General features: G+C 43.4%; 11 protein-coding genes. 8 read left to right on the top strand and 3 right to left on the bottom strand.

Features of this window, described 5'->3' with window-relative positions; all coding sequences use genetic code 11:
- Positions 1–50: 50 nt before the first annotated feature.
- Genes ubiE through tatC form a run of 6 tightly spaced genes read left to right on the top strand, consistent with a single transcriptional unit; the run spans position 51 to position 4,177 of the window.
- Positions 51–803 carry a bifunctional demethylmenaquinone methyltransferase/2-methoxy-6-polyprenyl-1,4-benzoquinol methylase UbiE gene (gene ubiE / locus JHD44_RS12185; RefSeq protein ID WP_199463021.1) on the top strand — a complete coding sequence of 251 codons (753 nt, stop codon included), beginning with the start codon at positions 51–53 and terminating at the stop codon, positions 801–803.
- A 2-nt stretch (positions 804–805) separates the two neighbouring features.
- Entirely contained in the window at positions 806–2,449 is a 1,644-nt protein-coding gene (gene ubiB, locus JHD44_RS12180; RefSeq protein WP_199463020.1) for a ubiquinone biosynthesis regulatory protein kinase UbiB, read from the top strand.
- 16 nt (positions 2,450–2,465) lie between these two features.
- Positions 2,466–2,798, top strand: a complete 333-nt coding sequence (locus JHD44_RS12175; RefSeq protein WP_199463019.1) for a phosphoribosyl-ATP diphosphatase — start codon at positions 2,466–2,468, stop codon at positions 2,796–2,798.
- An 11-nt stretch (positions 2,799–2,809) separates the two neighbouring features.
- The gene (gene tatA / locus JHD44_RS12170) at positions 2,810–3,022 is read left to right on the top strand and encodes a Sec-independent protein translocase subunit TatA (RefSeq protein ID WP_199463018.1); all 213 of its coding nucleotides are present in this window, start codon (positions 2,810–2,812) and stop codon (positions 3,020–3,022) included.
- Between the two features lie 3 nt (positions 3,023–3,025).
- Positions 3,026–3,397 (top strand): Sec-independent protein translocase protein TatB, encoded by a 372-nt coding sequence (gene tatB, locus JHD44_RS12165; protein WP_199463017.1) that lies wholly within the window; start codon positions 3,026–3,028, stop codon positions 3,395–3,397.
- Positions 3,398–3,418: 21 nt separating this feature from the next.
- On the top strand, positions 3,419–4,177 hold the full coding sequence (tatC, locus tag JHD44_RS12160; RefSeq protein ID WP_199463016.1) for a twin-arginine translocase subunit TatC: 759 nt from the start codon (positions 3,419–3,421) through the stop codon (positions 4,175–4,177).
- A 118-nt stretch (positions 4,178–4,295) separates the two neighbouring features.
- Here the strand turns inward: tatC and dtd are convergent, their stop codons facing one another.
- From dtd to JHD44_RS12145, 3 genes are all read right to left on the bottom strand, one after another.
- Complete coding sequence (dtd, locus tag JHD44_RS12155; RefSeq protein ID WP_199463015.1) at positions 4,296–4,730, bottom strand: D-aminoacyl-tRNA deacylase; 435 nt, start codon at positions 4,728–4,730, stop codon at positions 4,296–4,298.
- A gap of 126 nt (positions 4,731–4,856) precedes the next feature.
- A complete protein-coding gene (typA, locus tag JHD44_RS12150; protein WP_133562038.1) occupies positions 4,857–6,674 on the bottom strand; it encodes a translational GTPase TypA in 1,818 nt (605 codons plus the stop codon).
- A 198-nt stretch (positions 6,675–6,872) separates the two neighbouring features.
- The gene (locus JHD44_RS12145; protein ID WP_199463014.1) at positions 6,873–8,459 is read right to left on the bottom strand and encodes a PAS domain-containing methyl-accepting chemotaxis protein; all 1,587 of its coding nucleotides are present in this window, start codon (positions 8,457–8,459) and stop codon (positions 6,873–6,875) included.
- A gap of 237 nt (positions 8,460–8,696) precedes the next feature.
- On the opposite strand from JHD44_RS12145, the gene JHD44_RS12140 reads away from it, so the two are divergent.
- Positions 8,697–13,634, top strand: coding sequence for a diguanylate cyclase (locus JHD44_RS12140; RefSeq protein ID WP_199463013.1), 4,938 nt, complete (start codon positions 8,697–8,699; stop codon positions 13,632–13,634).
- A 25-nt stretch (positions 13,635–13,659) separates the two neighbouring features.
- A complete protein-coding gene (locus JHD44_RS12135; RefSeq protein ID WP_199463012.1) occupies positions 13,660–15,063 on the top strand; it encodes a hypothetical protein in 1,404 nt (467 codons plus the stop codon).
- The last annotated feature ends 28 nt before the right edge of the window (positions 15,064–15,091 follow it).

The raw sequence follows: 15,091 nt of genomic DNA, 5'->3' as shown, positions 1-15,091 counted from the left end.
TAATGATTATTTAATTTGCCCGCCTAAAGATGTATTAGGAACGAACTGTTATGCAAGATAAAGACAACACCACCCATTTTGGCTTTAAAGAAATCCCAACGGATCAAAAAGTGGACGCTGTGGCCCAAGTTTTCCACTCAGTGGCTGCAAAATACGACATTATGAATGATCTGATGTCTGGAGGCATTCACCGTTTATGGAAGCGACATACTATTAGCCAATCTGGTGTGCGAGCAGGCCAAAAAGTACTAGATATTGCTGGTGGTACAGGAGATCTAACCGCGAAGTTTTCTCGTCTTGTTGGAGCGTCTGGTCAAGTCATTTTAGCTGACATTAATGACTCTATGTTAAAAGTTGGACGCGATAAGCTAGCAAACTTAGGGGTTGTTGGTAACGTACAATATGTCCAAGCAAACGCGGAAGAGTTACCATTTCCGGATAACACCTTTGACTGCATCACCATTGCCTTTGGTCTTCGAAATGTCACCGATAAGTCAAAAGCGTTGGCGTCTATGCAGCGAGTTTTGAAGCCTGGCGGTCGTCTTTTAGTACTTGAGTTTTCAAAACCTGAGACAGAATGCCTGAGTACTATTTACGATCAGTATTCTTTCCGATTACTACCCTTTATGGGCAAAATCATTGCTAATGACTCAGAAAGTTATCGCTACTTAGCCGAGTCAATCCGCATGCACCCTGACCAAGAAACACTTAAAGGCATGATGGAAGAAGTTGGATTTGAACGAGTAAGCTATCAGAATTTGACAGGCGGGATTGTCGCCTTACACAAAGGGTTTAAATTTTAATCATGTGGAACAGTAGCATTCGTTTCTTGCGTATCGTTACCACCGTATTGCGTTATCGTTTAGATACTTTCATCCCGATTCATTTGTTGCCTTGGTATCTTAAATATACCGTCGGCATATTATTGTCTATTGGCCGAAAAGGTCGTGAACGTAATCGCGGTGAGCGCCTGCGCTTAGCGCTGGAATCTCTTGGACCTATTTTTGTTAAATTCGGTCAAATTCTATCCACCCGAAGAGATCTCTTGCCAGATGATATCGCTGATGAGCTGGCACGACTACAAGATCGAGTTCCGCCGTTCTCGGGTGATATTGCCTGTCAAATTATTGAAAAAGACTTGGGTGAAAGTGTCGATACGATTTTCAATGAGTTTGATCGCAAACCTTTAGCTTCAGCTTCTATTGCCCAAGTTCATACTGCAACGCTCAAAACAGGTGAAAGCGTTGTAGTGAAAGTTATTCGCCCAAACATTGAAAAAACCATCAAGCAAGATATTCGTCTGCTCTACATGTTGGCATATTTTATCGCCAAAACCAGTACTGATGGGCGTCGCTTACGCCCAGTCGAGGTGGTTCAGGACTACGAGTACACCATCCTTGATGAGTTAGACCTTGCCAAAGAAGCCGCTAATACTGGCCTTTTACAGCGTAATTTCGACAACTCTGATTTACTGTATGTGCCGCAAATCTATTGGGATTATAGCCGCCGCAACGTAATGGTGATGGAACGCATTTCAGGTATTCCTGTTGCCGACATAGCGGCATTGCGCGCCCAGAACGTCAATATGAAAGTACTGGCAGAACGTGGCGTTGAGATTTTTTTCACCCAAGTGTTCTCACACAGTTTCTTTCATGCGGACATGCACCCAGGCAATATTTTTGTCGACCCTTCCAATCCTGAGAAGCCCAAGTACATAGCCATTGACTGTGCCATCATGGGTAGTTTGGATGATGCCGACAAAAACTACTTAGCTCGCAATCTACTCGCATTCTTTAAACGTGATTACCGCATGGTAGCGGAACTGCATGTTGAAAGTGGCTGGGTCCCTAAAGGCACGCCTGTTCATGCCTTTGAGTCTGCAATTCGCAGTGTTTGTGAACCCATGTTTGCCAAGCCGCTGAAGGAGATTTCTTTCGGGCAGGTACTGCTTGGGCTGTTCCAAACGGCGCGACGCTTTAATATGGAAGTTCAGCCGCAGCTTGTGCTGCTTGAAAAAACACTGCTTAACATCGAAGGTCTAGGGCGCCAACTTTACCCTGACCTGGATTTATGGATCACAGCGAAGCCATTCTTAGAGCGATGGATGAGCGAACAAGTAGGACCACGACGCTTATTAGACGAGGTTAAGAAACAAGCACCTGAGTGGGCTGGACATCTGCCACAGATACCTAACCTAGTGTTTTCGACAATGACCCATTTGTCACAACAAGAAAACCGAATTCAAGAGCAAACAGAAGCACTCAATCAGATTCGCAAAGAGCTTCGACGTTCGCGCCATAATCAGCCATTCAAATTACTTGGCTTATTAGCTTTAGGCGCGGCTTGGGTAACAACTGATAACATTGCTCTGGAGCATCTAGCTGATGCTGATATTTTAAGTTTAGCTCTGTTTTTAGGCGGCATATACCTGCTAGTATTAAAACCGTAACATTTGAGAGATTATAATGAAAATTGATGTTTTGGCCGAATTAGCCACAACGTTAGAAGAACGAAAGTCTGCTACTGCTGATTCGTCTTATGTTGCCAGCTTACATGCGAAAGGATTAAATAAAATCCTTGAGAAAGTTGGTGAGGAAAGTGTTGAAACGATTCTTGCTGCGAAAGATGCAATGATATCCGGAGACAAAAAAGACGTAATCTACGAAACGGCAGACCTTTGGTTCCATACACTTGTAATGCTCTCTCATCTGGAACTTGAACCCCAAGATATTTTAGATGAGTTAGCTCGCCGTTTTAATTTGTCTGGCTTAGAAGAAAAAGCCAACCGAACGAAGTAGGAGTTCCACACATGGGTGGCATCAGTATTTGGCAGTTATTAATCGTCCTAGCTATTCTTATCTTAATTTTTGGCACTAAAAAGCTAAAAAGCTTAGGTTCAGATCTGGGTGGTGCAGTTAAAGGCTTCAAAGAAGCTGTTAACAATGATGAGGAAGCAAAGGATAGCCAAAACCAAGCTAAGGCCATCCAAGACGACAAGAAGCAAGACGATAAGAGCGCCTAACCTGTGTTCGACATCGGCTTTTCTGAATTACTGGTTGTTTTCGTCGTAGGGTTGCTCATTCTGGGACCAGAAAGACTTCCTACTGCAGCGAAAACAGCTGGCTTATGGATTCGTAAAATTCGTCGAAGCATCCAGTCTGTACAGAGAGAAATTAATGCTCAGCTGGATCAAGAAGAGTTACAACGCTCTATCAAAGAAACCAACGAACGAATTATGCGCGAAACGGCTCAATTTGAGCAACAAACTCAAGCGCCAAACAATACTGAATCCAGCTCCTCATCTGGCGCAGCTAACGCTTCTAGCGAAACGCCTAAAGCTGCTCCGAATGAGCCTGTCGTCACGAAATCTACGGACGAGACAGCGTCTCGCACTTAGTTTTACATTGGGAATCCCCAAATGAGTCACGAAGAACCTACGCAAGCCCCTTTGGTAACACACCTTATTGAGCTTAGAAATCGCTTACTAAAATCTGTTTTAGTTGTACTGATCATTTTTGCAGGTCTTTACTCTCTTGCAAATGAACTGTATTTGTTTATTTCTGAGCCATTAAGAGCTTTATTGCCTGAAGGAAGCTCACTGATTGCGACCGAAGTTGCTTCTCCGTTCTTAGCTCCGTTGAAGTTGACCTTTGCGCTTGCTGTACTAGTCGGCATCCCCTACATTCTTTATCAAGCTTGGTCTTTTATCGCCCCAGCTTTATATAAAGAAGAAAAAACCGTCGCAATCCCTTTGCTTATCTCTAGTGTGATCTTGTTTTACTGCGGTATCGCCTTTGCCTACTTCATAGTGCTGCCTTTAATTTTTGGCTTCTTCACATCTGTTGGTCCTGGCGAAGTCACAGTCATGACAGATATAAACAACTACTTAAACTTTGTTCTTAAGCTATTCTTTGCATTTGGCGTGACATTTGAAATTCCAGTGGCAACTTATCTACTGATCAAAGCAGGTGTCACAACAGTTGCCAGCCTATCAAAAAAACGTCCTTATGTGTTTTTAGGCTGTTTTGTTGTAGGTATGTTGATCACACCACCAGACATCTTCTCTCAGACATTATTGGCAATCCCTATGTGGCTACTATTCGAAGTGGGTCTATTTGCAGGACGAAGTGTACCAGTCGAGGAAGACGAAGAAGAAACAGAGGCAAGTAAGGCTTAAATTTCCCGCGGGAACCGCGGTCCTACAAGAACCAAGCTTCTGTAGGACCTCGCTGCGCGAGGGAGCAGCACTGCAAACACAAACCAAAACCCGCTGGAACCGCGGCCCTACAAAAACTTTAATCCAACATAAAGGTCACAGGCCCATCGTTGGTAAACTGCACTTTCATATCCGCACCAAAGCGCCCTGTTGCAACCTTGTCATATTGAGCGCGCACTTTCGCAACAAAATCATTAAATAGGCGCTCGCCTTCTTCTGGAATAGCAGCCGTAGAGAAGCCCGGACGCAGGCCTTTTTTGGTTTCTGCAGCTAGGGTAAATTGCGAAACCAATAAAACCCCACCACCTACTTGCTGAACATTTAGGTTCATTTTGCCATCATCGTCACTGAACATTCGATACTTTAGAAGCTTGTCCGCTAGGCGCTGAGTATCGGCTTCCGTATCCCCTTTCTCGATTCCAACCAACACCACTTGCCCATGATCGATTGCACCAACGATCTCGCCATCTACTTCGACTTTCGCAGCTGAAGAGCGCTGCACTAAGACTTTCATCCATTTGCTCCTATTATGTGTTCAGTGATTTTGTTCTACACAAATCGCAGACAAAATAAAAGCGCCCTAAGGCGCTTTCATTCCGCTCAAGACCTTGCGGTCTATTTGCTGCTGCTCGATAACGTATTAGCGGCTAGCGCGCTTACGCTCGTTTTCAGTCAACAACTTCTTACGTAGACGGATGCTTTCTGGTGTTACTTCCACTAGCTCGTCATCTTCGATGAACTCAAGCGCTTGCTCAAGCGTGTGACGAATTGGTGGAGTAAGCGTCAACGCTTCGTCTGTACCAGAAGCACGAACGTTAGTTAGCTGCTTCGCCTTAGTTGGGTTCACTGTTAGGTCATTTGAACGTGAGTGAATACCGATGATTTGACCTTCGTATACTTCTTCACCGTGACCTTTAAATAGACGACCACGATCTTGAAGGTTGAAGAGACCGTAAGACAATGTCTTACCTTTCACCATACTGATCAATACACCGTTCTGACGGCTAGATACTTCGCCATCTTTCACTGGACCGTAGTGATCAAAGACACTTGTCATGATACCAGAACCAGAAGTCAGTGTTAGGAACAGACCACGGAAACCAATCAAACCACGAGAAGGAACGATGAACTCAAGGCGAACACGACCTTTACCATCTGGCTCCATGTTAGTTAGCTCAGCTTTACGCAGACCAAGCTCTTCCATGATTGAACCTTGGTGCTGCTCCTCAACGTCGATAACCACTTGCTCAAATGGTTCTTGAATCACACCGTCGATCTCTTTCTGAACTACTTCAGGACGAGACACACCTAGCTCAAAACCTTCACGACGCATGTTTTCGATCAATACCGATAAGTGAAGCTCACCACGGCCTGATACGATAAATTTGTCTGGAGAATCACCTTGTACCACACGTAGCGCTACGTTATGGATCAATTCTTGGTCTAAACGGTCTTTGATGTTACGAGACGTTACGAACTTACCTTCTTTACCGGCAAAAGGTGAGTCGTTAACCATGAACGTCATGCTTACTGTTGGCTCATCAACCGTTAGTACTGGCAATGCCTCAACGCACTCAGGATCACACAGCGTGTCAGAGATACTTAGACCATCGATACCTGTGATACATACGATATCACCTGCCGCCGCTTGATCAGTATCAACACGTTGTAGACCGTGGTAACCCTTAACGTTAAGCACTTTACCTTTACGCTCTTTACCGTCAGCAGATTTAACGACTACTTGCTGGTTTGGAGACAGTTTACCGCGTGTAATACGACCAATACCGATAACACCTACGTAGCTGTCGTAATCCAATGCTGATACCTGCATTTGGAACGGTGCTTCTGGGTCAACTTCAGGCACAGGCACGTTATCAACGATCATTTGGTAAAGTGGTTCCATGCTGTCTTCTAGCGCTTCTGGATCGTTACCAGACAAACCGTTCAATGCTGACGCATAGATAACAGGGAAATCTAACTGCTCTTCTGTCGCACCAAGAGAGTCAAATAGGTCAAATACTTGATCCATTACCCAATCAGGGCGCGAACCTGGGCGATCAATCTTGTTGATAACAACGATTGGCTTAAGACCACGCTCGAAGGCTTTAGAAGTTACGAAGCGAGTTTGAGGCATAGGGCCATCTACTGCGTCAACCAATAGCAATACAGAGTCAACCATCGACATTACACGCTCTACTTCACCACCGAAGTCGGCGTGTCCAGGTGTGTCCACGATGTTGATGCGGTAATCATTCCATTTAATAGCGGTGTTTTTCGCTAAGATGGTGATACCACGCTCTTTTTCTTGGTCGTTTGAGTCCATGATACGCTCAGAACCCATTTCTTTACGGTCTAGCGTACCGGATTGACTAAGAAGCTGGTCAACCAGCGTTGTTTTACCATGGTCAACGTGCGCGATGATCGCGACGTTACGTAACTTACTGATATCAATAGACATTAAAATTTCTCTGCATTATGCGACAGGGAATGAGGGCGAACGAGGCTTAGCGGGAACGGTGCGCTACAATGCGGCCTCGAATCTTCATTCGGAGTAAAATTCGCGCAATTGTACCCTTATCTTTGTGAACTTCCTATGAAGTTCCCGAAAAAATACAAAAAAAGTCCAAATCGCTTCATCAGCCTCGATTGTCCATAACTAGTTTTTAGGAACGGTGACCTGACGCCAAAATTGCTGAGCTATACTTTCCATATTCTCAGACAATTGATGGAGTTCATCGCAAGCCCCAGAATTTTCGCGACAAGTCTCTACGATACCAGCGGCGACCGTCACTGCATTCGCGATGCGCTGATTAATTTGTACCGCGGCTTCGCTTTGTTGATTCATGGCTTCGGCAGTTTGCAAGGCTTGATGATGGATCTGTTCCAAGCCTTCTCTTACTTCAGACACAGCAGAATCCGCTCGCGTGGACTCTTCGTAATGACGCTCAACCGAAGTCACTGCCGCATCCATTTTTTCACAGGCCGATAGAGACCCACTTTGAACACGAGCAATGGCCTGAATAATATCTTCGGTAGACTGATAAGTACGCGTAGCCAAACTTCTAACTTCATCTGCGACCACCGCAAAGCCTCGGCCTTGCTCACCGGCCCGCGCGGCCTCAATCGCAGCATTCAATGCTAATAAATTGGTTTGTTCAGCCACTTCTTGAATGACTTCAACCACTGAGCTAATGGCTTCGCTGTCATTACGCAATTGCGCCAGCTCATGATTTGCTTGACGAATATGTTCACGAACAGAATCCATCGCATGACGCGCGGTGGAAATTGCCTGCTGTCCATTAGACATAGTTGTAAACGCTTTCTCAGTAACACGACTACCATCTTGTGTCGTTTGCGCCACTTGCTCTACTGCAGCGACCATTTCATCCGTAGCTTGTTCAATAGAACGAAAGTCTAAAGACAGTTCTTGCAACGCTTGCTCACTTGACTGAACACTGCTAAAGACATCGCTCTGTTTATCACGTAATAAATTAGAGAAATTACTAATGCGCCCCACAACAGCAGCTGTCTCCCCCCTCAATTTGGCAAAAGCCAGACGAATGAAACCTGCTTCATCAGTTCGCCCTGTGTACACGTAAGCAGCTAAGTCAGAGTCACAAATATCGTGGGCCTGTTTGATGGCTTGCTCCAAAGGTCTAAAGCTCCACCACAGCACACTGATCATGACAATGAACAGAGCAGTGTTTAACAACAAAGCTAAACTGCCTGAAATCTGCCAAGAAATCAGATTAAATAAAATGAAAGACAGTACTAAGATCATCAGACAACGCACCAAAAAAGACAATCTTGGTCTTTTCGGAAGTTTCTTTTCAGGGGATTCTGAGCGGTTCAAAGAGTCATACAACCTTTCTGCTCTTTGCTTCACTACTGGATCTGGTGAACGGCGCACAGATTGATATTCAACCACTGCGCCATCTCGAGTCACTGGGCTTGCATAGGCATCGACCCAATAATAGCTACCATCTTTACAATGATTTTTTACAACCCCCATCCATGACTGGTTTGACTGTAAGTGCTGCCACATGTCGGCAAAAGCAAGCTTGGGCATATCTGGGTGACGAATGACATTATGAGGGTGGTTTGTTAATTCCACGCTCGAATAACCGCTAATGCACTCAAACTCTTCGTTAACATATGTAATGGTACTATCTAACTTTGTGAGCGATAGTATATTTGAAGATTTATCTAAGAGACGCTCTGTTCCATTTTGCGTGTAAGCCATACCCTCTCCACCCTTTAGAATTTAAGACGAGGAGTGTATCGCTTCATAAAGACGTAAATTTGATAAACATCATAGTTTGATCAATAGATACATAACATTACATTCCCAAACTACTTGATCGGATCAATTAGTTCTAGATTTCTTCTACTAAATATGAGTTATTAATAGACCCCGCTTTTGTCTGATGAGTGATGAAGTGTTCTATTAGACATGCATAAAGTTGTTACGGAATCGCATATGGATTCAAACTTATTTTTCACTGCGAATAAATACGCAAAGTTTTACCGAGTAAAGTCGACTAATAAAACTCGTTTTTATAAGCAATTAACACATCTTCAGCATGGCCTCCCACTACTAGAAGCTCTAAGGCACGAGCACATCTTGCTGAATCGTATACGCCACCCCTTTATTGAAAAAGCTATTGGCATCACAAGCATAGATAACATTACTTTATTAGAACTCGAGTATTTCGAAGGGGAGCCATTAGATGCCTGGATTCAATCTAAGCAAATTCCATTAAACGAGGCACTAAACGCAGCGATTCAAATCACCGAAGCAGTAAACTTCATACACAACTCGGGCTATATTCATTATAACCTATCGACCGATTCCATATTACTTTCGTTACAACCAACACAAGTTCGTATTTGTCGCCTTAGCTACGCCGTAGCGCATAACGACAGACTTGTTAAGAACCAAAGAACTTTCCCATCTCAAAATAGTGACTTTTTAGCACCAGAGACAAAAGTCGGAGAGTCCGTCTTTGCAAACGAACAAATTGATATATATGCATTAGGGCAGGTATTCGATCGTTTAATCAAATCCTCTCGCGATATCTTGCAAGGCCAGCAAGGCACTTCGATCTCCACAGATAAGATTTTGGAGAAACTGGGGAATATTACAGCTCGTATGAAGGCAAACACACAGAGTGAACGTTACCAAGATCTAAGCTCTGTCATGGTCGATTTAAAAATTTGTTATGAAGCTCTCCAAGATAGCACCCCATTACCTGACTTTGAAATTGATCAATGTAGCTTCTCGACTAAGGTGTTTCATTATTTGTTAGCTGACAGACAACCACAGCTAAATGAGCTCTGCCAACTCCTTGAAATGGATAAAGGCACTCACAATAGTCAATATATTTACGTTCACGGGCCATCTGGTATAGGGAAATCAAGCTTTATCAAAACAGCGCTAAGCACCCAATCGCAAAAGCTGTTATATGCTTCTATAAAGTTTGACCAGTATCAGTCTGTTATTCCACTTGAGCCATTTTTCTCTTTGTTAAGAACGTTAATTAAACATGTCTTATTGCAAACACCAGACAGTTTATTTGAAATAAAACAATACCTTAACAGAGAATTGAGTGTTTACTCTGGGCTTCTTGCGCAACGAATTCCAGAACTTAGTTTCCTTATTGACGTAAGCAACTCAACCTCTCAGCTTCAGGCAAAAGAGTCTAAAGCTTTCTTTCAGCGCTCAATTATCATCATCCTAAATGCCATCACCAAATTCTCTAAGCCTGTTTGCTTATTTCTAGACGATATTCAATGGGCAGATAACAGTACCTTTGCTTGGCTTGAAGAAAGTTACGATCAGCTACAACGCTGTAGTATCATTTTTGCTTATCGTGACACGTCTTCTGATTTATCAGACCGTCATAAGCAACATATCGTCTCCCTAAAAGGCTTACCTATTCAGCAAAACACGATTCAGCTGGACCCTATTTCAAAAGGCACCCTATTCAATACGATTGAAAAACAAGGGCAACTGTCTGCTAATCTTGCTGAGAAATGGACACAAGATATTCTATTAAAAACACAAGGTAACCCCTTTTTTGTTCAAGAATATTTAAAACAGGCTCAAGATAAAGGGTTCATTTACTTAAATTTAAAGAATGGCGATTGGCTATTCGAAAGTAATCAGCTTAAACAAATTCCAATTTCAAATAATGTCTTTGAAGTTCTATCGCAACGTTTTAATGAGCTAGCAGCCGACCAGCAAGAGCTACTTTCTATTGCATCTTGCATTGGCGCCATCATTCCAACCCAGATTTTGGAAGCATTACTCCCCCAAGTCGATATGTCGAACCTCATTGAGCGCAGTATTAACTCAGGATGGTTAGTACCAATCGATTCGGAGACCGAGTCAGTTCGCTTCGCCCACGATAGGCTTCAACAAGCAGCACATAATGCGTTAAGTAATGCCTCCGCTCAGCAGCATCACTTTGATATCGCTCAATACTACGCCAAAATCACCCTGTCTAATGAAGCTCTATTAAAATGTGTGCACCATTTTCATTTATCCATGCCATTAGTTAAAACAGATAAATTGAAAGCGGACATTGCCAAACTCAATATGCTGGCAGCAAAGGAAGCCAAACAGCGAGGAGATTTTGAATTAGCGTATCAATGCGTTAAACGTGCATCCAAACTTTTCTCTGTAGCAGCCCCCCATTTACTAAACAGCCAAGTGCATCAAGAACTCGGTGAGTGCTGTCATTTGTTTGGTCTGACTGAAGAGGCTGAGCAACATCTAAAAAACGCATTAAAAGCTTCAGAAGACCTGCTTGAACGCACTGTTATATTCGACCTTCTAATCAAGCTGAATACTGACATTGGTCAGTATAACGAAGCTTACGCTGTTGGCCGGGATGCACTAGAAGAACTGGGTGTAAAAATTCCTGCGACCTTTACCCCACCTTTATTAATCCCAACACTTGCTAAGTTAACTTGGCAACTGAAAGGTAAAAGCACTGTCGACTTGTTCGAGCTCCCTCGAGCTGAAGACCAAAAGATCATTGCGATTATTAGTCTCCTATCGGCCATGCAAAAGGCGGCCTATCAAATTAGGCCAGAACTATGCGTCTACTTAGCTGCAAGACAGGTCGGTCTTTCTATTCAATATGGCAATACGCCAGAAGCGGCCATTGGTTATATGGTATTTGGTGTCATTTTCCAATGCGGCATCTTAGGGCGCAGACAAGCTGGTGTCGATTATGGGCAATTATCTTTAGCTCTATTAGAAAAATACGAAGCCAAAAGACTCGTATCGGAAGTCAGTTTCGTTTACGGCTATTTTGGTCACTCTTGGAGTTTTCCCACCCTTGAGACGGAAGGTCTATGGAAAAACGCTGTAAGCCAAGGAACACTGGTAGGAGACTGGTTCCACGTTGCTTGTGCAAGAGTTGGATTGATCCAACATAAGTTAATGAGAGGTGCATCTCTGGATGAATGCCTAGCCGACTGCCATCTTGCAATTAACGACCTACAGCGCCATAACGCGCATTATCATAAGGAACTATTGCTGGCGATTAAACAGCTGATTTTGCGCATAAAGTTCCGCCCAGAGTGTCATCAGGAACTGTGGTCAGAAGACTCTCTAATTGAGCATGAAAACCGTTTATTAACACAAGGCGCTAAGCATTTTGCGCACATGTACTTTATCAACAAAATGGCATTGGGCTTTCTACAAGATAACCTTGCAATCGCTGAAGACGCTCTTGTCAAGGCAAAGTCATGCCTCAAAGACTCTAAAGGACTGCTGCATAGTTCCGAGCATTTATTTCTTGAAACACTGATTACTTTACGCAAAGCCGCTAAGAAACAAGTAACGGTTTCCAAAGCAATACATAAACTTCGCCAAGCGATTAAGCGGTTTGAGCGCTTTAATGCACGTTGCTCTGATAACTTTCTTGATCGGTTGTTATTTTTAAAAGCCGAATTATCTTATTTACTCGGCGAGTCACCCAAAGCGTTTAAGCTTTATCAAGATTCATCTCACATTGCAGGGTTACAAGGTCATCTCAACATTCAGTTCCTAATTCACATTCAATTATCAAGAAAATACGAAGACAGCAACCAGCGAATTGCGGCGCACAGTCATCAAAACCGAGCCTATGAGCTGGGGTGTAAATGGGGGATATTTGGCGAAGAGCAAGATTGGGCAAGCATCTTACTACCAAATGCCTCTCTCAACCAATCCATTACGAAATTAGCTCAATCGACCGAGGTCATTGCACAAACTCGACGCTTAGATCAATTAATGGAACAAGTCATTCAAATTATGAAGGCTAGCACTGGGGCCAAACGCGTAGTATTACTTATCGAAGAACAACATGAGTTGAAAATAGCAGCAGACTCCAACCTTGAGGAACACTCTCATCATCCGGTTCTAAACACTCCGGCGCCCTTTAAAGGAAAACTGCCTGCTCCAATTATTCATTACATATATTCCGCAAAAGAAGCTCAGATAATCGAAAATGCTACTATTGACTCTCTTTTCCAAGCTGATGATTATATTTCAGAACATAATGTTCTATCTGTCCTTTGCGCACCACTCATGCTTCAAGGACAACTCAAAGGCGCTATTTACCTTGAAAACAACGACACTCCAGGGGCTTTCAACCATCAGCATTTAGACTTCATTTATTTTTTGCGTGGGCAAATTGCCATCTCAATTGAAAATACGCGTGTCTACCAGACACTGGAAGACCGAGTAGCGAAGAGGACTCAAGATATCGAAGAGCAAAAACAGGCTCTACAAAATCAAAACCAGACCATCCAGCACCTTAATCAAGAGCTAGAGCGAGAGAATCTAGACCGACGCCAGATTCAAGAAGAGCTTTATCGAGCCAACCAACAATTGGAAAAGCTAGCATTGACAGATGTCCTGACCCAATTACCCAACCGCCGTTACTTCGATAGCTTTTTTGATACACAAAAACTTATTTGCCAACAAAACAACCAACCTCTCGCTATTATCTTGTGTGATGTGGATTACTTTAAACGTTATAACGACCGCTATGGTCACGAGTCTGGCGACCTCTGTTTAAAAGACGTTGCAGCCTGTTTTCAATCTCAGCTCCTGTCTGAACGAGATCTTGCTGCAAGGATAGGGGGTGAAGAATTCATTGTGGTTCTAGCAAACCATTCACAGGAAGAAGTAAAACGGCTTACAGATGAAATTCACCACACATTGGCCGCCAAACAAATCACACATGAGTCTTCTGATGTGAAACCATTTGTCACTATGAGCATTGGTGTCAGTTACTGTAAAAACAGTGACACATTTAACTCACTATTTAAACAGGCGGATGAAGCTCTATATCAAGCCAAACACCAAGGCAGAAACCAAACTGTCATGTATTCAGAAATATCAGAAACAGCCAGTTAAACATCAATCAGGAATCGGGGCGTATATGAGATATCAAAAATGGATTTATTCAAGTTTATTAATTATATCAAGCAGCGTTCTCGCTAACGAGACAATAGACCCGTACGCCATAAATAATGGTTTAATCCCACCCAAATCAATCTATGACGGCCCTCTTTTTAAGCTAAATGTTGACTACCCCACATCACTTCCTGAAGTTGTAACAGTCCCTGGTCGAGAAGTTCTTAATGGTCAGCCAATCAGTAAAGCCAATGCCCTCCAATACGTTTATGCTTTGAAGTCATTTGTCGAGTCCCCCATGAAAACACTAGTAGAAGATCCAGAGAAATGGAATAACTCTTCTCAAAAAGGCTGGTACAGTATGCTCTGGGCAGGGGAAGACATTGAAGCAACAGGCTGGGAAGGAAGAGAAGCGGTTTATGGCACATACACAGGGCAAATACAACCAGCATCCGTTTATGCGGATTCTCACCTTACAACGAATCTGCGAAATTATGCTGCGATTTACTTTAATGAAGTGGCAGCAACTACCCTACACAAGGTCTGGCAAAAGTGTCACCCAGGTTCAAACGACTGCCCGCCTTCACTTGAAAACAATGAAGCTCAATTTCCAGAAGGATCAGTGATTATAAAAGCTGCTTCGGCCTCAGCATCGCCTGAAGAGTGGCCTGTTTTGGAAGGCGCCGCTAAATGGCAAATCTACCGCAAACCCTTCGATCTAAATGGCACTATCAAATATGCTGAGCCAGAATTAATAGATACTTACGTCACCATCTTTGACATTATTGTCAAAGATTATTCTGCCTCACCTGAAACTGGCTGGGTATTTACAACACTTGTTTATGATAAGAACGCACCCGGCTCAAGTCCATGGGAAAAAATGGTGCCTCTAGGAGCCATGTGGGGGAATGACCCTGATATTAACTCTACCTACTATCCTAACGCCACATTAGAAGAAACCTATGTCAACCCTAATGCTCCCAAATATGCAACGGTGACATTGGGTTATGGGGGACGCCTGTCTGGTCCGTTTGATATTTCAGTCAAAGATGATGTCTACATTGGTGAACAGCTGGTTAATCGCTTGCCTAGCTCCTCCTGTATGTCTTGTCATGGCACAGTGTCATACGTAAAAAATGACAAAGGTATGCCAACCTACCTATACCCAGCCAAAACACCTATTACAGAACCACTAAGGATGTTTAAACCGGGATCTGATGCTTGGAATAGATGGTTTCAGAACCGCCCAGGCACACAGCCCCAATCTACTAGGTCTGGCGCTATTGCTTTGGATTACAGCACCGCTCTCGAAATGTCACTGATGAATTACACATCGCAAAAACCACTTAGCGAAACAAATATGTCTCCTGTCGAGTACGAACAGTTTTGGGATGCTTGGCGAGTATTACAAAAGGAATTTAGACATTAAAACCTAAAAAATAGCGCACCAATGTGGT

Source organism: Marinomonas ostreistagni (assembly GCF_016461785.1).
Classification (GTDB): domain Bacteria; phylum Pseudomonadota; class Gammaproteobacteria; order Pseudomonadales; family Marinomonadaceae; genus Marinomonas; species Marinomonas ostreistagni_A.
Note: the sequence above shows the minus strand (reverse complement) of the source record. Positions and strands in the feature narration are given on the sequence as shown.